The organism is Spirosoma pulveris, assembly GCF_054781875.1.
In genome coordinates, this window is record NZ_BAAGTO010000001.1 from 1,649,664 (window position 1) to 1,674,073 (window position 24,410).

The following is a 24,410-nucleotide window of genomic DNA, read 5'->3' on the forward strand; positions in this document are numbered from 1 at the left end:
ACTATTTAATAGACTTACTTAAGGCCAAGTAAGATTGCTGTCTTTACTGCTAAACAATCATACCAAGGAACATCCGATAAAGTTACTTCCACATTTATACTATGCCCCCCTGACTGTGTATTTATTTTAAATGTACAGTTCCCAAATATGGAAGGTTTTAATGAAGCAACTTCACTATTCAAGCATTTAACAGATTCTTGTGAGATTCTTTGGAAACTTTGCTTCATTGGATGTTTAGCAAAAGAATATCCAGAAGTAAAAAATAAACAAGCTACAAATATAGTCTTCATATGAAAGTAGTTTATTTTAGACCTTTAATAATTTTTATATAACCCGCAACACAGTCATCGGCTGTAAAAGTAACAGATAAATTGTAGACTTTCCCATCAATAGTCCCTTTTACTGTAACGGTGCAAGTCTGATAAATTGCTTTTTCAGGTTGATTCGAAGTTATTTCTGTTTTTTTGCTATCTAATAGAGCTTTGCTGTTGGTTATGTTTGATTCAACTTTTGAATTTGCAAAACTGCTAGCTGAAATAAAGCATGCGGCAACTACGGCAATGAATCGATTTTTCATGTTTTTAATTTTTTAAATTGTGAGAATAAGAAGTAGAATTTTATTAGGTTTTATAATATCATCTACTTAGACACAAAGCTAGCTACTTATATATCCTTCACAATACCTCTAAAGTAGTATTTAAGTAGTAATTTATATTATAGATTACTACTTAAATACTACTTTAGAGGTATTGTGAAGGATATATAATATGTAATTAATTTTCCATAAATACTGTCGCAAATATTTGGCAGGAAAAATACCTATAAGGTAGCAAGAATATAATTATGGAATAAATAACAAGTTGCTTTATATTATTAGTATATAGTTTTAATAGTATGTTCTTGGAAATAAATTTATATCTGATTCATTATCTAAATTTTTTATTACAAACCTCATACATTTGATATAACTAATAAATTTTTAGTATATTTTACTAGCTTTATCAAAAAATTGCACACTTGTTTTAAGTAAAAATCTTCGAAAATTGTTTGATCCCTTTATGCCTAACTTTTTAAAAATATTCCTCTTGTGTACTTTTACAGTATGCTCTGAAATATTCAATCTATTAGCAATTTCTTTATTTGAGTTGCCTTTATATAAAAAATATAGTATGTTCATTTCTTGTTTTGATATTTTTTCATATATTATTTTCCTAAGATCTATTAGATTATTGTCAGATTGTTCTTCATTTAGTGTTATCATATTAAGATTTTCTATGATTGGAGACTGATACTTCATACTTAAAATATAATTTTATTGATTATGCATGTACTAGTCAAAAATTTGCTTACTAACAGGGGGTACCTCAATTATTCATTAAAAACAAATAAATTAAGTCTATTTGATCAGAGCGGTTTGCCTGTCCACTCAAAACCCGCCTTACACGCCTAAAGCTTACCTGTCGGAGCGACTCCCCTGTCACAGGTAACCCGCCTTTGAACTCCCATCCTGGCCGGTTCACCCAACATATATATGGGCGCGAACTTGCGGAACTGCAAGCGCTTATCAATCAGCAATGACTAATTCCGCAGTCGCTAAATTCTCCGGCAAATGCAGTGGTCGCTAGCAAGTAATAAATTATATCCCTTAATTGCAATTATTAGTGACAAAAAAAATGAAAACAAGGCAGGTTATTGTTAATGTCAATCGAGTTTGGGACATAGACGGATACCCATCTTATTTCTTTGATGCAACGGGGGCATTCTACCGCTTCAACCTACGTGGAGAAGTAGTACTCCTCAAGCGTGCAGTGAAACGATATACCCAGGGGTATGTCCTGAAAAGCCGATTCTACAGCCTGTCGCAACTTCGACCGATGCTCCGACGGCACAACCCGGACGAGCCATCTAAAGATCATCCAATGGGCTTTTAAAGGAACTAATCCTGTCTGCCGAAACATGCGTATAGCGCATAGTTGTCAGAATACTTGTGTGCCCTAACAAGACCTGGATAGTACGAATGTCCTGCCCCGACTCAAGCAGATGAGTGGCAAAACTGTGCCGTAATGTATGGATGCCCCCTTTTTTTTGAATACCGGCAAAACGTACGGTGTCGCTATAAACCATCTGAATGGTTCGGTTGGAGATTGGTTCATGGTCCTCCGGATTTTCAAAAAGATAGATTTGGGTAGCCCCCTCTGTACGCTGGTAGCGGGCCAGATAAACATCCAATATAGTTTCAAGCTTAACACTAAACATGACAATCCGGTCTTTCTTTCCCTTACCAGCCCGAACATGAATAAGTCGCCTGGCACGGTCAAGGTCGGCCAGGCGAAGATGAGCTACTTCATTTAAGCGCAAACCCGTTGCGTACACCAATTGGAATAGCGTACGGTATGTCAAACTGGTCGCTGCCCTGAAAATAGCTTTTACTTCGGTTACGCTATAAACGGTGGGCAGTTTGCTTGGAGTACGTGGATATTCAAGGTCATAAAATGCTTTGTCGCGCAGCAATACCTTCTCGCAATAAAATTTCCAGGCGTTGATATGAACGTTGACGGTAGAGCTGCTGAACCGTTTTTTCACAATCAGAAAAAGCAGGTACTTTTGAAACTGCTGTTTAGTTAGTTCATCAACTGATGCGGGTGAAATATGCCTGATGAGGGCGATAATGGCCTGTTTATAATTCTTCAGTGTTTTATAACTGTATTGGTGCAATTGTAAGGTGTCGCAAAGAGCAACAATAACGGGGTGCTGGTCGTAGGCAAGCAAAGGTGGAACGTACCGAAACGACTTCCAAACATTATCCTTGCCGACTGGTGGCCACACTGGGGTTGTTGCCAGTTGGATTTCGACGGGGGTAGCATCAGGTTTATACAAGCGCACCACTGCTTCGTCGAAACGGCAGTATGACCGCCCAAATAGTTGCCCAATCTTCACGACAGATTCACGGGTGTTATCCACCAGCCAGCACCGGCGGGAACGGCTAAACCGACGCCCCGGTATCTGACGGATGAGGTCGTTACCCGCAGGATCTTCAGGAAATGAAACTGCCAGCAGGGAAGCATCTCGTTCATCTATACGAATGGTAATCATGTGAATCCAGGCTTTTTATGGCAATGCATAATTTCACATGGACACAAAAAGCCTGGATCGGTCACTGTATAGATCTGATAAAGTCCCCCCTTACTGATCATTTTGTAAAGAGCTGAATTTGCCTGGTTCGGCTGCTGATACCTACAGCCAGATAGGTTGGCGTGGCCTGTAACACATGTCGGCCCGACACCACCAACCCTTTAAAGCGCCTGACCCAAGCCTCTACCTCATCGGGCTTATAATATTTTGCATTGCCGAACGAACTGGCCGGTTGCAGATCAAAAGCTTCCCGAAGCCGATCAAAGGCAACAGGGGTGATGTTGTACTTTAAGCAAATGAAGGGCTTGCTCAAGTTGCCCGGTACAGAAACGGACTTGGGCTTTGGCACCCGGTTAAGAACGGGGTCGAGTCGCTCAATGGCTCCCTGCGCCAGTCGTTCCAGATCACTTTCGGCACAGGTAAAGTACCGAAACCGGATAAATTTTACCCCGTCTTTCCGATGTTCCAATAAACTGGCATACAAGTTCAGCGTCTGCCCGACATAGATGACTTCATTACGGGCATTAATCAAATAATAGATGCATGGTTGGGGCGAAAACAGCGCTGCGCTGTCCAGAATTTGACCCAAATCAAGCCCTTTTCGGGTGTTTTTTTCGGTGATTTCCATGTCTTAAATATACTACAAACAATACTTATATACAACTAAAAATACATATATTTTTTACCTTTGTTTTATGGCAGGACGACGAGAAAAAAAGACCAATATTCAGGGGAAATGGCTCAAAGAAGCCCTGGCCGCACAGGAAGTGACGGTCTACCGGTTAGCAAAAGAATTGGGATACAGCCGGGAAAAATTCTACCGGCATATTGGCAATAAAACCTACCTCAGCAGCGAATCACTGGCCGAAATAGCCACCAAATTTCCAAGCATGAACATGCGCTATGTCCTGACGGGAGAAGGGAAGCCAATGTTGGAAAAATAGTGTTGTAAGTGGAATTAGTGTTGTGAGTGGAGTAGGTACCTACTCCACTCACAACACCCACTCCAAGCTACAGCTCAAACGCGATCCCTTGCGCCAGCGGCATAGTGGTACCGTAGTTGATGGTATTGGTTTGTCGGCGCATGTAGGCTTTCCAGGCGTCGGAACCCGACTCCCGGCCGCCACCGGTTTCTTTCTCGCCCCCGAAAGCACCGCCGATTTCTGCCCCCGACGTGCCGATGTTAACGTTGGCAATGCCGCAGTCGGAGCCGGTAGCCGCCAGAAACCGTTCCGCTTCGCGCATGTTCAGGGTGAAAATTGAAGACGACAGTCCCTGAGGCACGTTGTTTTGCTGACTGATGGCGTCGTCCAGCGTAGTGTATTTAAGCAGGTACAAGATAGGTGCGAAAGTTTCGCGCTGGACAACCGGCCAGTTGTTTTCGGCTTCGGCAATGCACGGGCGCACGTAGCAACCCGATTCAAAGCCCAGCCCATCCAGTACCCCCGGTTCGACAATGAAACGTCCCCCCTGCTCATGAATTTCGTTCACGGCGGACTGGTACTGAGCCACAGCGGCTGTATCGATAACGGGGCCAACATGGAATGATTCGTCTAACGGGTTACCTATACGCAATTGCGCGTAGGCATTCTTGAGCCGACTTTTCACATCGTCATAGATGCTCTCCTGAACAATGATCCGACGGGTGCTGGTGCAGCGCTGCCCGGCAGTACCTACCGCACCAAAGACAATGGCCGGAATGGCCAGATCGAGGTCGGCATGTTCCGAAACAATAATAGCATTGTTGCCACCCAATTCGAGCAGGCTCTTACCCAGCCGACTGGCAACGGCTTCGGCAACAGCTTTCCCCATGCGCGTGCTTCCCGTAGCCGATACGAGTGCAATACGCGGATCGCGCGCCAGCCACTCACCGGCTTCGCGGCCACCCGTAACCAGGCACGAAACGCCCTCCGGCACATCGTTGTTTCGGAGCACATCGCCAATGATCTGCTGACAGGCCAGCGCCGTTAACGGTGTTTTTTCGGATGGCTTCCAGATGCATACATCGCCACAAACCCAGGCGAGCATGGCATTCCAGGACCAAACCGCAACCGGGAAGTTGAACGCTGAGATGATACCAACCACGCCCAGCGGATGCCACTGTTCCAACATCCTATGCGCAGGCCGTTCGGAGTGCATGGACAACCCATAAAGCTGCCGCGACTGCCCAACGGCAAAATCACAGATGTCGATGATCTCCTGCACTTCTCCCAAACCCTCCTGTAAAGATTTACCCATTTCGTAGCTCACCAGCGTACCGAGTTCGCGCTTATACCGTCGAAACTGCTCACCCATCTGCCGGACAATCTCACCCCGGCGCGGTGCCGGAACCAGGCGCCACTCGGCAAAAGCTGCCTGAGCCGTTTCAACAACCCGGTCATAATCAGACCGGGTAGACAGGTGAACACGGGCAATAAGCTGTCCATCGGCCGGCGAATAAGAATCAAGGGTTTTGGCCTTTTCGGTATGCCAGAAAGCCTGACCCGTACTGGTGCCCGGCTTAACAGGCTGGGTAGGCAGAGGAAGAATAGACTGCATAATTGTACAAAGTGGTTTGTTGTGATGTGGGCAAATCTACCCGCCTTTAGGCAAACTATGCACATGGCCCGACAAACTTTTTGTGGCCAAAACGGTTAAAACATGACGAATAGTTAATACACTTATTCCCGACAACGTTATGAAAATCAAGCAAACTTTTAGCCTTTTAGCGGTGGGAACAACGCTGCTGGCAGCCCCCGTATGGGCGCAGACAACACCCACTGGAACAGCCACATCAACTACGTATCCACAGGGCGCTATAGCCACCGATTCTATGCCTGTTAAGCCCTCCCGCGATCAGAAACGAGCCATGAAACGAAATCGCAGAACAACCAACCAAAAAGCCGGCAGTGCAGGTACAACCACCAACACCTCTCCGCAGGATGCTGCTTATCGAGAAAGCTCATCCAGTATCGGGACGGCGGTAAACAACAGCAACACCACCAATTACAACAGCAACAACGTTACCAACGCACCCACCGGTGCCGGTAGCAATCCGAATGCCATGGGTGCCTCCAAGCCATCTCCAACACCGGCCGATCAAGTCAGTAACGGGCAGAACAATAGCGCGGCCCGTAGTTCGTCGAGCAGTGCGGGAGCGGCCTATTCGCCCAATACCGGCGCTACGGACTCCAACGCGGGTACGGCTGCTGCCGTAGCGGGTGAAAAAAATACCAGGGAGCCTGCCGTTAAAGCCGGTAGTACCGAACGAAACACGAGCATTGGCGATTTTGTGGCATCGTCGCCCAATTTCATCACCCTGCAAAACGCACTGCAATCGGCCGATTTATGGGATGTTCTGAAAGGATCAGGCCCGTACACCATCTTTGCGCCAACCAACAACGCCTTTAAAAAACTGTCCTCAACCGCGCAGGGAGCGCTTCTGGATGGCCGCAACCGGGACGCTCTAAAAAAGCTCCTCTCCTATCACGTTGTTGAAGGGTCACTAAATTCGGAGGAGTTGGCCCGTCAGGCTAAAGCCGGAAACGGGAAAGCGCAGCTTAAAACAATAGGAGGTTCTACGTTAACCGTACAGGAATCGAACGGTCGCCTGACCATTATGGATGAGCAGGGGCATACGGCTACGGTAGAAGAAGCCGGCAATCGGCAATCGAACGGAATGGTTTACGGAATTAATACGGTACTGATGCCTAAATCAGGAGTAGAAGCCTTTAGATAAAACCAGCGGATCACGAACAGGAACCTGATGAGCATGCTCATCAGGTTCTTTCATAAGCGTATACCTTCTATGGTTTAACTTTACAAGCGTTTTACTTTATCGGGCAGGTATCGTTCATTTTTTGAAATTCTGTATATATTTGGCTCAATTAACACTCCCCTCGTGAAACGCCAATCTTCTTTAGTTTCGGAAAGTGTCCTGATTGAAAAGCTTACCCAGCGCGATCAGCAAGCTTTCCAATGGCTCTACGATCAATACTCACCAGCTCTGTATGGTGTTGTGCTGCGCATCGTTCGCGATGATGAGCAAGCCGCCGATCTCCTGCAGGACATCTTCGTCAAAATCTGGAAAAATCTGGATGCCTACGACGCCAGCAAAGGTCGTTTGTTTACCTGGATGCTGAATATTGCCCGAAATACAGCCATTGATTCCTTGCGCTCCCGTAAAACACAACCCTTTGCGGCAATCCGAACCGACGAAGACAACGTACATATTGTTGACCGCCAGCACAACACGGAACAACCAAATCCGGATCATATTGGTGTTAAAGAAGTGGTTGGCCAGTTAAGGCCTGAGCGAAAACAGCTGATTGACCTCGTTTATTTTGGCGGATACACACATGAAGAGGCCGCCGAAGAACTAAATCTACCATTAGGCACGGTAAAAACCCGTGTACGAGCTGCATTGCAGGAATTAAAGCAACTATTCAAATCATGAACGTCACAGAATACATAGCGTCTGGTATCTTAGAGTCTTACGTCATTGGTGCGGTGAGCGACCAGGAACGACGCGAGGTCGAGTGCCTGTCTTCTATATATCCTGATATACGGCGCGAGCTTGATCAGTTGTCCGAAGTATTGGAGGACTATGCTCTTTCGCATAGTGTGGAGCCGCCCGCGTCGTTGCGGTCGAAGATCCTGAGCCAGCTAGAATTCAAGGAGCCGGAAAAGCCGGAAACGATTGTCAGACCTTTGCCCGTCGATACGGCAACAACAACGGGGCTTGCCTTTCGGATGTCCTGGGTCGTAGCCGCTTCTATGGGGCTGCTGCTATTGCTCTTTTCCTTCTTTCTGCTTTCACAACTACGCTCGAACCAGCGAACACTAGCTTCGTTACGCACTAGTAATGACCGGATGCAGGCCGAAGTTCGCCAACTGAGGGATAAGAAATCCCAAACCGATCAGTTACTTGCCCTGGTTCGCCAACCGGGTACCCGAACGTTGAAACTGCAGGGGAACGAGAAAGCCCCGAACGGAAATATGCTCATTTTCTGGAATAGCAGCACACAGCAGTTAGCGGTCCAGGTCCAATCAATGCCCCCACTCCCGGCCGATAAACAGTACCAGCTCTGGTCATTGGTGGATGGGAAACCCGTTGATGCCGGGGTGTTCGACGGCTCGACATCGCCCGATCAGATTCAGCGGTTGAACCGGCAGGTTGGGCGGGCCGATGCGTTTGCCGTAACCATCGAGAAACGGGGCGGCAGTCCTACACCTACGCTCTCAACCTTACTGGCCATGGCGCCGGTAAAGGCTTGAACGTAGCCTTTCCTTTTTACGTTATTACTGTGTAAGCGTCTGAAAAACGTGCTTACAATCACCCTATTTGCATAAATGACCAGCGGCACTCCGCGAAAACCGACGGTCATTTTGTTTTGCTCATTTTATCAGCATTCCTACTAAAAAAAACGTCATGAAACTTGCCCTGATTTTCATTTTAAGCACCTGTCTGTTCGTAAGTCTGGCCTTTACGTCCGATGATACCCCTCCCCGTCGTGTTGTTAAAACCGACGCGGAATGGAAGAAAATTCTCACGCCCAGCCAATATGCTGTTCTGCGTGAACATGGTACGGAACGGGCTTTCACCAGCCCACTCAACGATATCCACGACCACGGTACGTTCTACTGCGCTGGCTGCCACACACCCTTGTTCTCATCCACCACCAAGTTCGATTCGGGAACGGGCTGGCCTAGTTTCTACGCCCCTATCTCTAAAACAGCTGTTAAAGAAAATGTAGACAAGAGCTACGGTATGGTACGTACGGAAGTCCTATGCAATGTTTGTGGTGGCCATCTGGGACACGTGTTTGAGGATGGTCCCAAGCCTACCGGCCTTCGCTATTGCATGAATGGTGTAGCTATGACCTTCGAGAAGAAGTAATCAAGCGCGTGGATCGGCTATAACGCTGTTCCTATTTTGTTTTGAATCAAAAAGCGGATAGCGCCAAAAATAACTCATTAGAAACCAACCGGGTCACTTATACGACCCGGTTTTTGTGTATCAGATCGGGCGAAAATACGTTATATTTGAACCCCGGTCCGGATGGGCCTGGTCTCTTCAGACCGGGTCTATAGGGGCCTGATCTTGATAGACCTGCGTCTGTATAGATTCGGCCCGGACGAACAATGACCGGATCCAACTAAATTAGTTTCTTGGATTTTTAACGCATGAGTCAATATAGGGAGCGATTCCGCGCTGTCAGGCACGCTTTTGGCGCATTTCGACAACGTCAAAAATTAACTGGCAATGTCAGACGCAGAGTCGGCCGCCATATCGCACGGGTTGCAGGCGAAGAGCGCGTCAATGCATGGGTCAACACGTACCATACGAATCGTAACCAGTTCCGTTCGTTCGTCCATCGGTATATCGATCCCGAATCCTGGTATTATCCTTACGTTAAGAATACGGTAAAAGGGGTGCTCGTGGCCTTACTGGCCCTGGGCATGTACGTGTTCGTACTGAACTACAACTTCCTGTATCTGACGGGGGCCATGCCCAGCGTTGAGGAACTAAGTAATCCGAAGCTCAATCAATCGTCAGAAATATACTCGCAGGATGGGGTGATGATCGGTAAATTCTACGCCGAAAACCGGACGCCCATTAAATATGAAAACATCCCTAAACAGCTGATCAATGCGCTGGTGGCTACGGAAGATGCCCGTTTTTATGACCACGGTGGCGTTGATCCCCGCGCTATTGGCCGGGCAGTCATTAGTTTCGGCCGCGAAGGGGGTGGCTCAACCATCACCCAGCAGTTAGCCAAGAACCTTTTTAAAACCCGTCGAAAAACAAATACCGGCCTGTTAACACGCATTCCATTCATTCGAAAGGTTATCTACAAATCGAAAGAATGGCTGATGGCACTCAAGCTGGAGCGTAATTTCTCGAAAGAGGAAATCATTACTTACTATTTCAACACCGTCGACTTTGGAAGTAATGCCTTTGGATTGAAAACGGCTGCCCGTACTTTTTTCAACAAAGCTCCCGACAGCCTGAACGTACAGGAAGGGGCCGTACTGGTTGGCTTGCAAAAAGCGACCACTAATTATAACCCGCTCAAGAATCCCAAGCGCTCCCGCGAACGCCGGAATGTGGTGCTGGCGCAGATGGCCAAATACAATTTCCTGACCAAACCCCAAGCCGACTCCATCAGTGCCCTCCCGCTCGAAACAGAATTTACGCCGGAGAATCCATATTCAGGACCAGCCAGTTACCTCAAAAATGCCGTTCAGGACTATGTGAAGAAATGGGGGGAAGAAAATGGCTACGACCTGTATACCGATGGCTTGCGCATCATCACAACCATCGACTCCAGGATGCAGACTTACGCCGAAACCGCCACCAGTGAGAAGATGAAGCAGCTTCAGCGCACCTTCGATAACCACTGGCAGGGTCGTAATCCATGGACCGACGAAAAAGGACTTGAACTGCCCGGCTTCATTGACTCCGTAGCCAGACGAACCGAGCGATATAAATCTTTGAGCCGGCGGTTTATGCCACTCTATCCGGATTCCATCATGTACTACATGAAAAATGTAAAGTACAAAATGCGGGTGTTTAGCTGGACGAGCAAGCGTGGGTACGATTCCGTTGAAATGACGCCTTACGATTCCATTGCCTATTACAAACATTTCCTGCAGGCAGGTATGGTGGCCATGGACCCGCGCACAGGTTATATACGCGCCTGGGTGGGCGGTCTGGATTACGATTACTTCAAGTACGACCACGTAAAGCAGGGTAAACGCCAGCCGGGGTCGACCTTTAAGCCTTTCGTGTATACAACAGCTATTGATGACACACTCATCAACCTCAGCCCCTGCGACCGTATTCAGGACAGGCCTTTCCGAAAAGAGTATCGGGAGAATGGCCAGGATAAAATCTGGGAACCCCGAAATTCAACCGGTTACTATTCGTATTCGAACATGACCCTGCGCCGGGCTATGGCGCGATCGGTAAACTCCATAACGGCTCAGTTAACGGATCGGGTTACCCCGGAGCGGGTGGCACAGTATGCCCACCGGATGGGGATAAAAAGTCGGCTGGAAGCCGTGCCATCCATTGGTCTGGGCTCTTCGGATGTGTCGCTCTACGAACTGGTGGGTGCCTATTGCACCTTCGTCAACGATGGTGAATCTACGGAACCCATTATCGTTCAGCGTATTGAAGACCGCGATGGTAACGTTATCGAAACGTTCACGAGCCAGCATAAACGGGCCATTAGTCCGGAAACGGCCTTTTTAATGCGCTACATGCTGCAGGGCGGTTTACAGGAGCCGGGGGGAACATCCCAGAACCTATGGTCGTTCGACCTGTTTAAGAACCACAATGAAATGGGTGGTAAAACGGGTACTACGTCCAACAACTCCGATGGCTGGTTCGTTGGCGTATCCAACAATCTGGTTGTGGGGGCCTGGGTAGGTGGCGATGACCGGAGTATACACTTCCGCTCTACCGATCTGGGTGAAGGTGCCAAAACGGCGCTGCCGCTGGTGGGCAGTTTTTTGGAAAAAGTGTACCGGGACCCTAAATTCAAGAGCCTGCAGGGTCCATTCCCGAAGGCCATCGGCATCACGAAAGAATACCTAAACTGCGGCTACTCCGGAGACGAAGATACGTCCACTGAATCAGATTCGACCGATGTATCGGGCGATGAAACGGACTCAACCTTTATCCCGGCGCCCCCTACACCAGACCCTGCAACCCCACCCGATACTACAAAAAGCGTCCAACCGTGATCTAAACGTCAATGAGCGACTAAAAAGAGAGGATGCCAACTAGTTGATGAGCTGACATCCTCTCTTTTTAGTCGCTCCTGTTTTCACGCTGATCTTATAACAATTTACCAGGTTAAGCAGTCATTTATACACAGACCTTGATCAGCCGGGAGATATACATACTAAAACTAACTAGCTGACTTCGTGTCAGAATCTACTCTACTTACTGATTAAGGACTGTGCAGGCTAAACCAGTTAGCCATTTACATGGAGTTCGTTAGCTGCACTATTGATATTATGAAGGTATTGAAACGTATTTTTCGCTGGACCGCTCTCACGGTGTTGATACTCGTCGTTGGCGGTTTAGTCATTGCCTGGTTCGTTGACTCCCGCCAGTCGGACGAGGAGTTGGCGGAAGAGTTTAAAAACCAGCGTATTCAGCCCACGGTGCATTACTATCAGGTTGGCAACGGGCATGCTACCGGCGTTAAACAGAATGAAGCACCCCGAACCATTCGATTTATAGAAACACCAGCCTCTCCGGCTGATTCGGCATTACCGGTAGTCATTTTTGTTCATGGAGCGCCTAGCTCGCTTTCTTTCTTCAACGCGTTCTTTAAGGATACCACCCTGCTCAACCGGGCCCGCCTGGTAGCGGTCGACCGGCCGGGCTACGGCTATTCTGATTACGGGCGCGTTGAGACCTCCATCATCCGGCAGGCTGAGTTGCTGCAGCCACTCATCGACCGGTACAAAAACGCGCCGTACTTGATGATTGTCGGCTCGTCGTACGGTGGTTCGGTGACGGCTCGGCTGGCCATGAATAATCCAGACTACGTCGATCATGTGGTGTTCGTTTCTTCTGCCCTCGGGCCGGGTCTCGAACGAACGTATCCCATCAGTTATTTTGCCGATAGCCCGCTTATTCACTGGGGAGTGCCGCCATTGCTTCGGCTCGCTAACGATGAAAAATTAGCGCACCGACGTGCTTTGGAAGCCATTTTGCCCGACTGGCCGAAAATTCGGGCCAACATTACCATGCTCCATGGCCAGCGGGACGAACTGGTTTACCCGACCAACGTTTCGTTTGCCCAGAATCACCTGGTCAACGCACGGGTAAAACAGTTTCTTCTGCCCGAAAACCGGCACGACATCGTATTTAACAAACGGGAGTACATGACCGAAATAATCCTGAATATCCTTAGTCAACGGGAAGTGAAGGAGACGGTTATCAATAAGTCGATAGCCGTAAAGACGAAATCGAACGACACCGATCGTCTGTAATTGTACCCCCGGGCTCCATACCCTCTGTCAATTGGCAAGGCACACACGGAAGCCCATAAACACAGTAATGACTCAGGCTACTATCTCAATTCGATTTTCTTCCGGGTCGAGGACAACACTTTCGTAGTAGCCGTCACCCGTTCGGCGGGGTTCACCCACAACGGTGTAGCCATCAGTTCGTAGCTGGTCGGTGAGCGCATCAACAGCCGCTTCACTACCTACCGATAGAGCAAAGTGAATGATTCCGGTAAACTGCAAAAGGGCATTGTTCTGTGAATTCGGAATCCCCGGCATCTGCATAAGCTCCAGACGTGCCCCACCCGATGGGAATGTCAGAAAGTACGAGGAAAACCCCTTTACCACATTGATGTATTTGTCGTTGGACGAAGCCAGAAAATAGGTTTCATAGAATGTCCGCATTTTTTCAAGGTCGCGGACCCAAATGGCCAGGTGTTCAATTCTCATGACGCGAAGATTCATCTATTTCAGGACGCATAACACGCCCCTATTGATCAAATTAAGTACACCGTCTGGCAATTGATTACAAAACCAGAACAGGCATCCAGAAAACACTATCGCCAAGCCAGCGATACCGATCGTGTTTGAGAAAATAAGTTGGATACCGTTGAATACCGTACAGTGTCAAACTCATTAACGAAAGCATCAGCGCCGACCGCTGGGCGAATCGATCGGAGGTGAAAAAGCAAATGGCGAAAGCCGATAGAACAACACCTAACGTCAGCCAGCGTATAAATGAGCTGCAGTTTTCCAGCCCCCAGGCCGTTGCCAGCGAAAACAGCGGTTGCTCCGGCGTTTGTAGCTGCTCCATTATGGCAAACAGTAAAAGATTCTGAAACGCAATTCCCAGAAACATCGCTCCTTCCAGTATATCAATGTACGTGATAGAGGATCGCTGTACCCAGACACTCCCCCACACACCTGCCGTATACAGGATAGCCACCAAAGGCTCTTTGAGCAACAGAGCCGGGTGGCGAGTCGGCAAACGAAACACGACACCTACGTAAACAGCGCAGATCGCACCCACAACAACCCCGAACCAAATGACGCTTGCAGGCAGGAAAAATGTCAAACCAAGAGCCAACAGAACAGCTGCGACGACGATTCGCCAAAGAAGTGCCGCATGTTGCCCATGAAACGCATGACGGGCAGTGAGCGGTTGGCTGGACGCGTCGATGCTATTTTTTCTTACATCGAGCAGCCGGTCGACGGTGTAAATAATGAAAACAATCAAGCCAAGTACAATCGGGGTAGCCCAATGTACAGGATCAACGTCAGACAGTCTGGCTGCCATTCGATTTGACAGCACTGCCCCGATCACGACCGGAAAACTCAGGTAATAAAGGCTACGTAAAAACTTAAGCAAAAGATATTCGTCAAAAATTAAGTGTACAATCAACCAGGCTATGGCCGGGTCTTAAAAGCTTGGTTAAATCTGAACAGGCGGGGCCAGCCACGGCTCCTGCCGCTCAACTACCTCAATTGGTTGGCCAACCCGTACTGAAACCGGTCCGCGCGTCAGGTTCGTCAGCACATTCTGACCAAACAGTATTTTGTGCTTCCATTGCCGATACATCGACAACGTACGCAGAGGCTCCCGGCCCATCTTCCCCGTCTCCGGATCAATAGTCGTTAGCACGCATCGGGCGCAGGGCTTCACGCCATAGAAATCGGTCTCACCGATCCGAAACTGGCTCCAGGCATCTTCTTCGTAAGGTAAACTGCCTGAAACTACAATATTGGGTCGGAAGCGCTGCATCGTTATGGGTTCGGCGAGTCGTTGATTCAGCGTATCGAGCGAGGCCTGACCAATGAGCAGATAGGGATAGCCATCGGCAAAGCTCACCGCATCCTGGTGCCGGGTATAGGCCGGATCGACCGGACGATAGGTCGTTTCGGGCATGAATACCAATCGGCAGGGTTTATTAAGTACTGTGGAAAACCAGCGGTCGGCTTCGTCGCTTACCGTGAGGGCCGGTACATTTTTATCATCCCAGATCGTGACAGGTAGCTTTTCCTGACCGTCTGCCGGCGCTGTCTCCGAAACAGTCAGGGGCAGTTCGAGGACATCACTGGGCTGGTGCCGATGCCAGACGTGCAGGCTATCCCCCTGAATAGCCACATCGATCAACGCCATTTGATGGTTGGTGCGTTGGGTCATGCAAGTTCCGTCCGGCTCAACCAGCATAAACCGCCGGTCATAACGAAAGCCTTTTTCGTCAACAATCGCTTCAGTAAGCGAAATACCGCCCAATGATTTGATGGGGTAAATGTATAGTTCTGAGATCGTCATACGTTATGGTTGGCAGATTTCCTTTCACCTTCACAGGCTCATTCGTGGCAGCGGGCTCACGGTTTGGGGGGTGAAGTCGCCCTGTTCATATTTAAATTTTGCCGCCATCGCAATCATGGCGGCATTATCGGTGCAGTATTCAAACTTAGGGATGTATATATTCCAACCCTGTTCTTCGCCAAGTTTCGTCAGTGCCGTTCGTAAGCCACTGTTGGCCGAAACGCCACCGGCCACAGCTATTTCTGAAATGCCGGTTTCGCGGGCGGCCCGCTTCAACTTAGCCAGCAGCATCTGCACCAGGGTGTGCTGAATACTGGCACAGATATCGGCCAGGTGCTGGTTGATGAATTCGGAATTCGTTCTCATGTTGTCCCGCAGGAAATACATGATAGCCGTTTTAATGCCGCTGAACGAGAAATCCAGATTCGGCATTTCACTCATTGGAAACTTGTAAGCCAGGGGGTTACCCTCTTTGGCGTACTTATCGATCAACGGCCCTCCGGGGTATGGCAAGCCCAGTAACTTTGCCGATTTGTCGAAGGCCTCGCCCACAGCATCGTCCAGCGTTTGGCCCATCACGGTCATATCGAGTGGCGTGTCGATGCGCACGATTTGGGTATGGCCGCCACTTACTGTCAGACACAGAAACGGGAAGGTTGGCTGGCGCGTTTCAATAAAGTGCGCCAGTACGTGCGCCTGCATATGATTGACTTCAATGAGCGGGATGTTCAGACCCAGTGCCAGCGCTTTGGCAAAGGACGTTCCAACCAACAGGGAGCCCAGTAAACCGGGGCCCCGGGTAAAGGCAATGGCCGATAGCTCACTTTTTGGTAGATTTGCATCGGCTAATGCTCGCTCAACGACCGGCAAAATGTGTTGCTGGTGCGCCCTTGAGGCCAATTCAGGGACAACTCCTCCGTATTGTTCATGAATTAACTGGGTGGCAATTACGTTCGATAGTATATGCCCGTTGACTAATACGGCCGCCGAGGTTTCGTCGCAGGAGGATTCAATGGCTAAAATATTCACTGTACAAAACTAATGGATAATGATCTCTACAAAAAGAACAATGTAAGATGCGACTAAACCGTTCACTCGTTTGTAGTGTCTAAGACATAGTCAATTTTCGTTATTTATTGTAGATTAGGCATTTCCGCCCCGAATGCGTCAGTTTTTCGCCATATTTCTCAAAACACTGCTCTACCTGTTCCTCACGGTACTGGGTCTTGCTTTGGGTATTGGCCTGGGCATTCAACTCCCGGCCGTGCAGACGCGACTGGCTCAGAAAGGTGCCGAATGGCTGTCGGAAAAACTACTTTTCCCGGTAACGATCGATGGGGTTTCCATCAAATGGTTCGATTCGCTGACCCTCGAAGGCGTGCACATCAACGACCGGCAGGGACGACCTATGATTACGGTGAAACGGCTCGATGCCGATTACAACCTTAAAAATCTGCTCGATTCATCAGCCCATAATATTCACCTGGATGAAGTGGTCCTGTACAAGCCAGACGTCAGAATGATCAAAAACCTGACGAACGGCGACACCAACCTCGACGACTTCATTGCCCGTATCGAAGCGCTCACCTCCGACCCTACCAAGCCGAGTATTCCGAATCAGAATGTGCCCTTTACAATTGGTCATATCCATCTGGTAGACGGAGCTTACACCCTCGAAGATCCCCGTGAGCCGTTCATGCATAACCGGGCGAACTTCGATTACAACCACTTCACTCTCCAGCATCTCAATGCCGAGGTTAGTAACTTCCTGGTGCTGGGCGATACCATCGCCTTCGTAGCAAAGGGTCTGTCGGGCATTGACCGCGACTCGCGGATAAAAATACGGCAACTCGACACGCATTTTCTGTATTGTAATACCAAGATGGAGCTTGGGCGCTTGTACGCCCACATCGGCAATTCAATTATCCGCAATGAACTAACGTTCTTGTACGATAAGCCATCGGCATTCGGTGATTTCAATAGCCGGGTGCGGCTGTACGCCAACTTCCGCAACAGCAAAGTAGAGTCAAAAGACCTGGGTTTTTTCTCGGACTATATGCGAGGTCTGAACGAAACCTGGTTGCTGAGCGGCATTTTCACAGGTACGGTCAACGATTTCCAGCTTCGGCGTACCGATCTGCGGTTCGGCCCGAATGGCCGGAGTAAGTTAGCAGGCGACATTGCCTGGAAAGGGCTGCCCGACATGAACCACACGACGGTCGATTTCGCCTTTACGCCCTCGCTGGTCGCCATGGCCGATATTCGCCAGTATTACCCTGACTCGTCGTTTAACAGGACCATTCAGAAGCTGGGCACCGTGGCCTTCAACGCCACGTTTACGGGGGCCTTCGATGATTTTAAAACGAAAGGAACCTTTCAGACAGCCATTGGCAGCGTAACCGGCGATCTCGCGCTGAAACTTCCTGCCAATACTGATTTGACGACCTATACGGCGAAGCTGAAAGGAGAAAACCTGGACCTAGGCCAATTGCTGAACCAGCCCGGCCAGTTTGGCAAACTCGACGGAGAAGGCCAGATAACCGGGCGGGGCACCGACCTGAAACAGGCCAACATCGATTTCGATGGGAAGTTCGGACAGTTTGGCTGGCAGGGCTACCAGTACCGGAATGTCACCACACGGGGCAATTTACAGAAGGGTATTTTTCAGGGACAACTAGCCGTTCAGGACCCTCATGTGGCCTTTAATCTGGATGGCGAATTCAACCTGAGCGGTCCTCGCAATCGCTATGATCTGCAGGGTACCATTAGCCATGCCGATCTGCGGGAGTTAGGCTTTCTGCGCGATTCACTGGAAATTCAAACGAATCTGGATGTTCAGCTGGAAGGCAGTAAACTCGATGATATTGTTGGGCAGGCTGTCTTTACCAACTCAATATTGACGCTCAACCAGCCCCAACGCACGCTGGCCGTCGACAAACTCACGCTGGCGTCGTCCATTGAACGACGCACCGGAGCCAGTCCCGACTCAGCCCGCACGCAGCGGTATTTCGACCTTGACTCCGATTTCCTGACGACACGGCTACAGGGTACTTTCGAACCCCAGCGTACCATTGACGACCTGACGAAACTGGCGAAAGAGTACCAGCTTTATTTCGCTGGCGATGCCGCCGGTATGAAAACCTATTACGAGCAAAAGCAGCAGGCCGCACGGCTCTCAAAGAGAACAGGGGCGATTGCTACAGAACGGTATGGGGTTGACTATCAGTTTATCTCAAAAAATAGCGCTCCCCTGCTGGACTTTCTGAAATCGAAGGTTTACATAGCACCCGATACCCGGCTGGAAGGACGTTTTACGGTCGACAATACATCGTTCCTAACGGCCACGGTAAAAACGGATTCGCTTCGGTTCGGAAAAATAGGCTTCGGCTCCAGTGACCTCGACCTGACCACCTCTAAGTTCACTTACGGGCAGGAGGTGCTGGCATCGGCCATTATTTCGTCAAAGCGGCAAGTGTTCACGTCGGTTCTTCCCACACGCAACCTCCAGGCCGAAGCCTTCTGGGATGTTGACCACATTGAGTTTACGAGCCGGGTTGAACAGGCCGACAGTACCAGTCGGTATGTGAACCGGGCCGACCTGAACGGAGAACTGCGCTTTAAGGGCGATGCGATTGATCTAACCTTCAATCAGTCGAAACTTCGCGTGCTGGATGGCGACTGGACCCTTAATCCGCAAAGTCTGATTCGTAAAGTTGGCGACGAGTATACCATACGGGATCTCTCGCTGCTGAATGAAAATCAGCTTATTCAGGCTTCGGGTAAAATTTCGGCAGATTCCTCACAGCAACTGGCGGTAGAAGCCCAGAATTTTTTACTGGCCTCGCTTAACTCGCTCCTTAATACAACACTGGGCGGTACGCTCAACGGGTCGATGGCCATTCGAAATCTGTACCAGACACCCATTGTTGAAAGCGCCTTATCCGTCAGAGCCCTCTCGTACGAAAACGCCCTGATTGGTGATGTTCGCGGACAGGGCGAATGGGACCAGCAAGCTCAGCGACTCAACGTAGACGCCCGCGTGAATCGCGATGGAGCCGACGTGGTCATTTTGTCGGGGAATTACACACCTCAGCAGAAAACGAATCCACTGGCGTTGAGCGCAACTGTAAACAACGCCGATTTGGCGCTGCTGGAACCATTTACGAAGGGTCTCTTCTCCAGGCTCGGCGGCATTGCCAGCGGTATTATTTACGTAACCGGCAAACCCGCCATGCCAGTCCTGAAAGGCGAAGTAGCCATAAAAGGAGGCCGTGGCCGGTTTGATTATTTAAAAGCGGACTTCAGCTTCGACGATAAGATCTACTTCGGAGAGAACGAAATTATAACCCGGCAACTCACCCTGCGCGACCCGCAGGGCAATACCGCCTTGCTGCGGGGGGGGGTGTTCCACAATGGATTCCGTTCGTTTACCCTCGACTTCGATGCCGATTTCAGGAATTTCAAAATCATGAATACGGCCTCCCCGGATAACGACGCCTTTTATGGGCAAGCGGTGGTAACGGGCAAGGCAGAACTTTACGGGCCAACAGATAATCTGGTAATTCGGGCTAACGTGACCAGTAATAAGGGCACCAAAATTTATATTCCACTGGACGGAGCTACGTCGGTAGCGGCCGATGAACAGATTCGATTTGTTGACCGCACAGCCAGCCTGACGCCGACCAAACCAGGAAGCAAAACCGCTACAAAGTCCGACAGTGAGATTGATTTGTCGAGAATTCAAATGGATTTTAACTTCGACATCACGCCCGACGCTTATTGCGAAATTCAGCTCGACCGTCAGACGGGCGATATCATCAGCGCCTATGGACAGGGACGCGTAGCCATGAAAGTGGATACCAAAGGCGACTTTACCATGACGGGTAACTACGATATTCAGAAAGGAGAATACACATTCACCTTCCAGAATATCATCAACAAGCGCTTTCAAATCAGGCCGAACAGCCGCATCACCTGGACCGGAGACCCTTACGGTGCCCTTCTTGACGTAACTGCCGCATATACCCAATACACCTCACTCGCCCCTTTGCTGTACACGGGTAGCACATCGAGCCGGGCCGATCAGAGCCGACGGTATCCGGTCGATCTGGTCATTAAGTTAAACGGTGAACTGGGTGCCCCCGCAATCAGCTACGACCTCGACATTAAAGAGTACCCCTCCTCGTCCGACTTCCGGCAGGCGGTCACGGCATTTGAGTCTCGCATACAAAGCAACGACCAGGAGCTTACCCGCCAGGTAAGTAGTGTATTGCTCTTTAACCAGTTGCTTTCGGAAGGAACAAACCTTTTCGATCAGGGACAGGTAAACACGGGCGTGGCCAACAGCGTTAGTGAATTGATCTCAAACCAAATCAGCCGTCTCGCTTCGAACCTCAACGAAAATCTGGACGTCGGTGTGTCGTTCGGCGGGTTTACCAGCGGCACGCAGAACGAGAACCTGTTGAACAATCTACAGCTTCGATTCTCATACCGGTTGCTGAACGACCGATTACGAATCAGCCGGGATGGTGGGTTTACCTATGGCCAGAGTCAGTACAACGCAGCCAGTTTGCTCGGCGAGTGGACCCTGGAATACTTCATTACATCGGATGGCCGGTTGCGGGCCAAAGTTTACAACCGCAATCAGCAGAGTATCCTGAGCCAGACCAGCCTGAACAGCACCATCACGACGGGTGGCGGCATGAGTTTACTGTATACCCGGTCGTTTAATCGACTTTTTGGCGGCAAGCGCAATGCGCCTGGTCTAACACCAACTAAGTCCGGCGATGAGCCTACGGCGGCCCCCAGCCCCGTATCGACGTTTAACGTGAACGGCCGAATGGCCATTCCGTAGAAAGAAATAGGGAGACATAGGGTTAAAAGAGTTCTTTTTTCTCTTTGTCTAATTATATTCTTCTTCATAGTTTATGAACGTTAGTCAACGTCTGCTCCTCATTCTCCTATTCCTTGTTTCAGGCCATACGCTGCTGGCCCAGCGTACCTTCACTAACCCGATAAAATCGTCGGGCCCCGACCCCTGGGTATTGCAGAAAGATGGCTGGTATTATTACATGAATACCACCGGCCGAAACCTCACCTTATGGAAGACCAGAAACGTAGCCGACCTCGCTACGGCCGAAAGTAAGGTTATTTACACGCCCCCCGCCGGACTGCCTTACTCGCGGGATTTGTGGGCTCCCGAAATCCACTACTTCAATAAAAACTGGTACATCTATTTCTCGGCCGATTCGGTCAATAACCTGTCGCACCGCGTGTGGGTTATCGAAAACTCCTCCCCCGACCCCATGCAGGGCGAGTGGACGCTAAAAGGCAAGATTGGTGATAAGGGCGACCATTGGGAAATCGACATGTCGGTAGTGGAGTACAAGGGAAAACTGTATGCCGCCTGGTCGGGTTGGGAAAGCGCCACCAACGGCCGCCAGGATATTTACCTGGCTAAGTTGAAAAACCCCTGGACTCTGGATGGCAAACGGGTAAAAATCTCGCAACCCGATCAGCCTTGGGAGATGCACGGCGATGTGCCGCAGGAATGGCAAAAAAACGGTGAAGTTCCCAAGATATACGTAAACGAAGGGCCCGAATTTCTTATGAACAAAGACAAGCTGTTCATCGTTTATTCGGCCAATGCCTGCTGGCTCGACTACTGCATGGGCCTATTAACCTTTACGGGGAAAGGTGATTTGCTGAACCCCAAAAACTGGGTGAAGAGTCCGGGACCTGTTTTTGAGCAATCGCCCGAAAATGACGTCTGGGGCCCCGGTCATGGCGGTTTTTTCCGCTCCCCCGATGGTAAACAGGATTGGATGATCTACCACGCAAACCCATCTGCTGCAGACGGCTGCGGCAACAAACGTGCACCCCACATTCAGCCGTTTACGTGGAATGCCGACGGCTCCCCCAACTTCGGCAAGCCTGTCCGCAAAAAGCCCATGCCGGTGCCTGCCGAGTAGTCCGTTTACCTCGTGCTCTACATAAATTGTTACTACTTAAAAGCCCAATCGATTACCCATGAAGCGTTTATCATTTTTAATACTTCTGTTCATTTCCACCCTTTCGCTGGCGCAGCAGACTGGTAGTCCGGCCCGCTGGTCGGCGGCTAAAGCGAACGCCTGGTACGCCAAAGAACCCTTTCTGGTTGGGGCCAATTACGCACCGGCCAACGCCATCAACGAGCTGGAAATGTTCCAGGCCGACACCTTCGATCCGGCCACCATCGACAAAGAGTTAGCCATGGCCGAAAGCATTGGCATGAACACCATGCGGGTTTTTCTGCACGACCTACTCTGGCAGGACCCGGCCGGATTCACCAAACGGCTCGATCAGTTTCTGACCATCTGTGCCAAACACAAGATCAGGCCGATGCTTGTCTTGTTCGATTCCTGCTGGGACCCTTACCCCAAACTTGGCAAGCAGCATGAGCCAACTCCCGGAATTCATAATTCGGGCTGGGTACAAAGTCCCGGAGCCGATGCCTTGACAGACGTATCGCAATACCCGCGTCTGGAAGCCTACGTAAAGGGCGTGGTAGGTGCCTTCAAGAAGGACAAGCGCATTCTGGCCTGGGACGTCTGGAATGAGCCGGACAACACCAACGACAACAGCTACGGACAAAACCACACCATAAAAACGGAGGTACCCAAGAGCCGAAAGATCGCTATCGTTACCAGCCTGTTACCCCACGTTTTTGACTGGGCGCGGGCAGCCGGTGCTACGCAACCGTTAACCTCAGGCATCTGGGTATACCGAACACCGGAAGACTGGCAAAACCCGGCCAAATGGACGCCTATGGAGAAAGTACAAATGGAGAACTCCGACATCATTACCTTTCACCAGTATTCCAACCCGGAGACGTTCGAAAAAACGATTCCGGCCATGCTTTCCTTCGGTCGGCCGGTGATTTGTACAGAATACATGGCGCGTGGTGTAGCCAGCAAATTTCAGACGCACCTGCCCCTGGCTAAGAAAGCGAAAATCGGCATGATCAACTGGGGCTTTGTAGCCGGAAAAACGCAGACATTCATGCCCTGGGATAGCTGGCAGAAACCTTACGTGAATGGCCGGGAACCATCCGTGTGGTTCCATGAGGTATTTAAGCAGGACGGAACACCTTACGATCCGGACGAAATCAGCGCTATAAAGGCTAATACGGGCAAATAAACTCGGGAAGTAAAAAATATTTAAAAAAATTCCCGCTACAAACCAACTGATTCCCAACGTATAGGCATGGAATGGCTGTTCGGTCACGATTTTTTTTCAGCACACCCCTTGCACTGAATACCATAAACGCCTACTTTTGTGCCACGATAAAGGAAGACGGCAACGTCAACCGAAAGTCGAAAAGTTGGTTCGGTAGTTCAGTTGGTTAGAATACCTGCCTGTCACGCAGGGGGTCGCGGGTTCGAGCCCCGTCCGGACCGCCAACAAACAAAAAAGCACTTATCATTTCTGATAAGTGCTTTTTTGTTTAAAGACGTTACTCGGCTAGGACGGTACAACTTCGCTGTAGGCGATTAATAAGTTATGCTCTAACGGTACTGCCGATACATCGAACAGACTGGTACAGGGTTGGCTCTGTCGTACACCGCTGGTTTTAAAACGAACCGATTTCTTCGTCCCAATTACCTGCCAGTATGCGTCCATAGCCTCTTTGCCGGCCAATTGAGGGAAGCATGCTTGCAGCGATTGGCCAAGCACTTCGTCGGCCGGGCGGGCGAGATCTTCCCGAGCAACTGAATTAACCTCTGTCAAAAACAAATCAAGTTCAGTTCCTCCTACACCGAAAATTGGCTGGAGTACGACAACACCATTAGGCGAGGCCATTAATACACTCTGTACTAATCGGGAAGCCTCAACAATTGAGTTATTCATTCGTGATAACTGATTTTCTCGCCATTTAAAGTGGCTCTTGGGTTCAAATCCTTCTACCGATTGTTGAGTAAGTTGAACCTCA

22 protein-coding genes and 1 tRNA gene are annotated in these 24,410 nt (G+C 49.6%); 12 read left to right on the forward strand and 11 right to left on the reverse strand.

The genetic code is table 11. The annotated features are described in order from the left end of the window. Positions 1 to 14 precede the first annotated feature (14 nt). From ACYVJM_RS06675 to ACYVJM_RS06685, 3 genes are all read right to left on the reverse strand, one after another. Positions 15 to 290: a hypothetical protein gene (locus ACYVJM_RS06675; protein WP_461147412.1), complete on the reverse strand. Its 276-nt coding sequence runs from the start codon at positions 288 to 290 to the stop codon at positions 15 to 17. An 11-nt stretch (positions 291 to 301) separates the two neighbouring features. Further along, complete coding sequence (locus ACYVJM_RS06680) at positions 302 to 577, reverse strand: hypothetical protein (protein ID WP_461147413.1); 276 nt, start codon at positions 575 to 577, stop codon at positions 302 to 304. Positions 578 to 979: 402 nt separating this feature from the next. Next, a complete protein-coding gene (locus tag ACYVJM_RS06685; RefSeq protein WP_461147414.1) occupies positions 980 to 1,297 on the reverse strand; it encodes a response regulator transcription factor in 318 nt (105 codons plus the stop codon). A gap of 376 nt (positions 1,298 to 1,673) precedes the next feature. Here ACYVJM_RS06685 and ACYVJM_RS06690 point away from each other — a divergent pair, with 376 nt between their 5' ends. Next, entirely contained in the window at positions 1,674 to 1,931 is a 258-nt protein-coding gene (locus ACYVJM_RS06690; RefSeq protein WP_461127769.1) for a hypothetical protein, read from the forward strand. Here ACYVJM_RS06690 and ACYVJM_RS06695 read toward each other — a convergent pair. Further along, complete coding sequence (locus ACYVJM_RS06695; protein ID WP_461147415.1) at positions 1,906 to 3,093, reverse strand: tyrosine-type recombinase/integrase; 1,188 nt, start codon at positions 3,091 to 3,093, stop codon at positions 1,906 to 1,908. The two genes, ACYVJM_RS06690 and ACYVJM_RS06695, sit on opposite strands and share 26 nt — an antisense overlap. 97 nt (positions 3,094 to 3,190) lie before the next feature. Next, complete coding sequence (locus ACYVJM_RS06700) at positions 3,191 to 3,760, reverse strand: GIY-YIG nuclease family protein (RefSeq protein WP_461147416.1); 570 nt, start codon at positions 3,758 to 3,760, stop codon at positions 3,191 to 3,193. 67 nt (positions 3,761 to 3,827) lie between these two features. Between ACYVJM_RS06700 and ACYVJM_RS06705 the strand changes: the two genes are divergently transcribed. Next, complete coding sequence (locus ACYVJM_RS06705) at positions 3,828 to 4,076, forward strand: hypothetical protein (RefSeq protein WP_461147417.1); 249 nt, start codon at positions 3,828 to 3,830, stop codon at positions 4,074 to 4,076. A 67-nt stretch (positions 4,077 to 4,143) separates the two neighbouring features. Here the strand turns inward: ACYVJM_RS06705 and amaB are convergent, their stop codons facing one another. Further along, a complete protein-coding gene (amaB, locus tag ACYVJM_RS06710) occupies positions 4,144 to 5,670 on the reverse strand; it encodes an L-piperidine-6-carboxylate dehydrogenase (protein WP_461147418.1) in 1,527 nt (508 codons plus the stop codon). A 139-nt stretch (positions 5,671 to 5,809) separates the two neighbouring features. On the opposite strand from amaB, the gene ACYVJM_RS06715 reads away from it, so the two are divergent. The 6 genes from ACYVJM_RS06715 (at position 5,810) to ACYVJM_RS06740 (ending at position 13,128) form a co-directional block, all read left to right on the forward strand. Beyond that, on the forward strand, positions 5,810 to 6,850 hold the full coding sequence (locus ACYVJM_RS06715; protein WP_461147419.1) for a fasciclin domain-containing protein: 1,041 nt from the start codon (positions 5,810 to 5,812) through the stop codon (positions 6,848 to 6,850). Between the two features lie 162 nt (positions 6,851 to 7,012). Then, positions 7,013 to 7,567, forward strand: coding sequence for an RNA polymerase sigma factor (locus tag ACYVJM_RS06720; RefSeq protein ID WP_097130884.1), 555 nt, complete (start codon positions 7,013 to 7,015; stop codon positions 7,565 to 7,567). Further along, on the forward strand, positions 7,564 to 8,388 hold the full coding sequence (locus ACYVJM_RS06725) for an anti-sigma factor (protein WP_461147420.1): 825 nt from the start codon (positions 7,564 to 7,566) through the stop codon (positions 8,386 to 8,388). Before ACYVJM_RS06720 ends, ACYVJM_RS06725 begins: the two co-directional genes overlap by 4 nt. A gap of 154 nt (positions 8,389 to 8,542) precedes the next feature. Continuing rightward, the gene (msrB, locus tag ACYVJM_RS06730; protein ID WP_461147421.1) at positions 8,543 to 9,010 is read left to right on the forward strand and encodes a peptide-methionine (R)-S-oxide reductase MsrB; all 468 of its coding nucleotides are present in this window, start codon (positions 8,543 to 8,545) and stop codon (positions 9,008 to 9,010) included. Between the two features lie 287 nt (positions 9,011 to 9,297). Further along, positions 9,298 to 11,865 carry a penicillin-binding protein 1A gene (locus ACYVJM_RS06735; protein WP_461147422.1) on the forward strand — a complete coding sequence of 856 codons (2,568 nt, stop codon included), beginning with the start codon at positions 9,298 to 9,300 and terminating at the stop codon, positions 11,863 to 11,865. Positions 11,866 to 12,141: 276 nt separating this feature from the next. Beyond that, positions 12,142 to 13,128, forward strand: coding sequence for an alpha/beta fold hydrolase (locus tag ACYVJM_RS06740; RefSeq protein WP_461147423.1), 987 nt, complete (start codon positions 12,142 to 12,144; stop codon positions 13,126 to 13,128). A gap of 72 nt (positions 13,129 to 13,200) precedes the next feature. Here ACYVJM_RS06740 and ACYVJM_RS06745 read toward each other — a convergent pair whose 3' ends face one another. From ACYVJM_RS06745 to tsaD, 4 genes are all read right to left on the reverse strand, one after another. Then, positions 13,201 to 13,593 (reverse strand): VOC family protein, encoded by a 393-nt coding sequence (locus ACYVJM_RS06745; protein WP_461147424.1) that lies wholly within the window; start codon positions 13,591 to 13,593, stop codon positions 13,201 to 13,203. A 76-nt stretch (positions 13,594 to 13,669) separates the two neighbouring features. Continuing rightward, entirely contained in the window at positions 13,670 to 14,512 is an 843-nt protein-coding gene (locus ACYVJM_RS06750; RefSeq protein WP_461147425.1) for a UbiA prenyltransferase family protein, read from the reverse strand. A gap of 63 nt (positions 14,513 to 14,575) precedes the next feature. Next, positions 14,576 to 15,439 carry an MOSC domain-containing protein gene (locus tag ACYVJM_RS06755; RefSeq protein ID WP_461147426.1) on the reverse strand — a complete coding sequence of 288 codons (864 nt, stop codon included), beginning with the start codon at positions 15,437 to 15,439 and terminating at the stop codon, positions 14,576 to 14,578. A gap of 30 nt (positions 15,440 to 15,469) precedes the next feature. Next, positions 15,470 to 16,468: a tRNA (adenosine(37)-N6)-threonylcarbamoyltransferase complex transferase subunit TsaD gene (gene tsaD, locus ACYVJM_RS06760; protein WP_461147427.1), complete on the reverse strand. Its 999-nt coding sequence runs from the start codon at positions 16,466 to 16,468 to the stop codon at positions 15,470 to 15,472. Positions 16,469 to 16,601: 133 nt separating this feature from the next. On the opposite strand from tsaD, the gene ACYVJM_RS06765 reads away from it, so the two are divergent. From ACYVJM_RS06765 to ACYVJM_RS06780, 4 genes are all read left to right on the forward strand, one after another. Continuing rightward, positions 16,602 to 21,293, forward strand: a complete 4,692-nt coding sequence (locus ACYVJM_RS06765; RefSeq protein WP_461147428.1) for a translocation/assembly module TamB domain-containing protein — start codon at positions 16,602 to 16,604, stop codon at positions 21,291 to 21,293. Positions 21,294 to 21,366: 73 nt separating this feature from the next. Continuing rightward, positions 21,367 to 22,410, forward strand: coding sequence for a glycoside hydrolase family 43 protein (locus tag ACYVJM_RS06770; protein WP_461147429.1), 1,044 nt, complete (start codon positions 21,367 to 21,369; stop codon positions 22,408 to 22,410). A 58-nt stretch (positions 22,411 to 22,468) separates the two neighbouring features. Beyond that, a complete protein-coding gene (locus tag ACYVJM_RS06775; protein WP_461147430.1) occupies positions 22,469 to 23,617 on the forward strand; it encodes a glycoside hydrolase 5 family protein in 1,149 nt (382 codons plus the stop codon). Between the two features lie 186 nt (positions 23,618 to 23,803). Then, positions 23,804 to 23,880 (forward strand) — tRNA-Asp (locus ACYVJM_RS06780). A 61-nt stretch (positions 23,881 to 23,941) separates the two neighbouring features. Here the strand turns inward: ACYVJM_RS06780 and ACYVJM_RS06785 are convergent. Further along, complete coding sequence (locus ACYVJM_RS06785) at positions 23,942 to 24,328, reverse strand: hypothetical protein (protein ID WP_461147431.1); 387 nt, start codon at positions 24,326 to 24,328, stop codon at positions 23,942 to 23,944. Positions 24,329 to 24,410 lie beyond the last annotated feature (82 nt).

Excerpts from the sequence above, each read along its gene's own strand:
- ACYVJM_RS06675 (WP_461147412.1), bottom strand. The coding sequence starts at position 290 with ATGAAGACTATATTTGTAGCTTGTTTATTTTTTACTTCTGGATATTCT.
- ACYVJM_RS06680 (WP_461147413.1), bottom strand. The coding sequence starts at position 577 with ATGAAAAATCGATTCATTGCCGTAGTTGCCGCATGCTTTATTTCAGCT.
- ACYVJM_RS06685 (WP_461147414.1), bottom strand. The coding sequence starts at position 1,297 with ATGAAGTATCAGTCTCCAATCATAGAAAATCTTAATATGATAACACTA.
- ACYVJM_RS06690 (WP_461127769.1), top strand. The coding sequence starts at position 1,674 with ATGAAAACAAGGCAGGTTATTGTTAATGTCAATCGAGTTTGGGACATA.
- ACYVJM_RS06695 (WP_461147415.1), bottom strand. The coding sequence starts at position 3,093 with ATGATTACCATTCGTATAGATGAACGAGATGCTTCCCTGCTGGCAGTT.
- ACYVJM_RS06700 (WP_461147416.1), bottom strand. The coding sequence starts at position 3,760 with ATGGAAATCACCGAAAAAAACACCCGAAAAGGGCTTGATTTGGGTCAA.
- ACYVJM_RS06705 (WP_461147417.1), top strand. The coding sequence starts at position 3,828 with ATGGCAGGACGACGAGAAAAAAAGACCAATATTCAGGGGAAATGGCTC.
- amaB (WP_461147418.1), bottom strand. The coding sequence starts at position 5,670 with ATGCAGTCTATTCTTCCTCTGCCTACCCAGCCTGTTAAGCCGGGCACC.
- ACYVJM_RS06715 (WP_461147419.1), top strand. The coding sequence starts at position 5,810 with ATGAAAATCAAGCAAACTTTTAGCCTTTTAGCGGTGGGAACAACGCTG.
- ACYVJM_RS06725 (WP_461147420.1), top strand. The coding sequence starts at position 7,564 with ATGAACGTCACAGAATACATAGCGTCTGGTATCTTAGAGTCTTACGTC.
- msrB (WP_461147421.1), top strand. The coding sequence starts at position 8,543 with ATGAAACTTGCCCTGATTTTCATTTTAAGCACCTGTCTGTTCGTAAGT.
- ACYVJM_RS06735 (WP_461147422.1), top strand. The coding sequence starts at position 9,298 with ATGAGTCAATATAGGGAGCGATTCCGCGCTGTCAGGCACGCTTTTGGC.
- ACYVJM_RS06740 (WP_461147423.1), top strand. The coding sequence starts at position 12,142 with ATGAAGGTATTGAAACGTATTTTTCGCTGGACCGCTCTCACGGTGTTG.
- ACYVJM_RS06745 (WP_461147424.1), bottom strand. The coding sequence starts at position 13,593 with ATGAGAATTGAACACCTGGCCATTTGGGTCCGCGACCTTGAAAAAATG.
- ACYVJM_RS06755 (WP_461147426.1), bottom strand. The coding sequence starts at position 15,439 with ATGACGATCTCAGAACTATACATTTACCCCATCAAATCATTGGGCGGT.
- ACYVJM_RS06765 (WP_461147428.1), top strand. The coding sequence starts at position 16,602 with ATGCGTCAGTTTTTCGCCATATTTCTCAAAACACTGCTCTACCTGTTC.
- ACYVJM_RS06770 (WP_461147429.1), top strand. The coding sequence starts at position 21,367 with ATGAACGTTAGTCAACGTCTGCTCCTCATTCTCCTATTCCTTGTTTCA.
- ACYVJM_RS06775 (WP_461147430.1), top strand. The coding sequence starts at position 22,469 with ATGAAGCGTTTATCATTTTTAATACTTCTGTTCATTTCCACCCTTTCG.
- ACYVJM_RS06785 (WP_461147431.1), bottom strand. The coding sequence starts at position 24,328 with ATGAATAACTCAATTGTTGAGGCTTCCCGATTAGTACAGAGTGTATTA.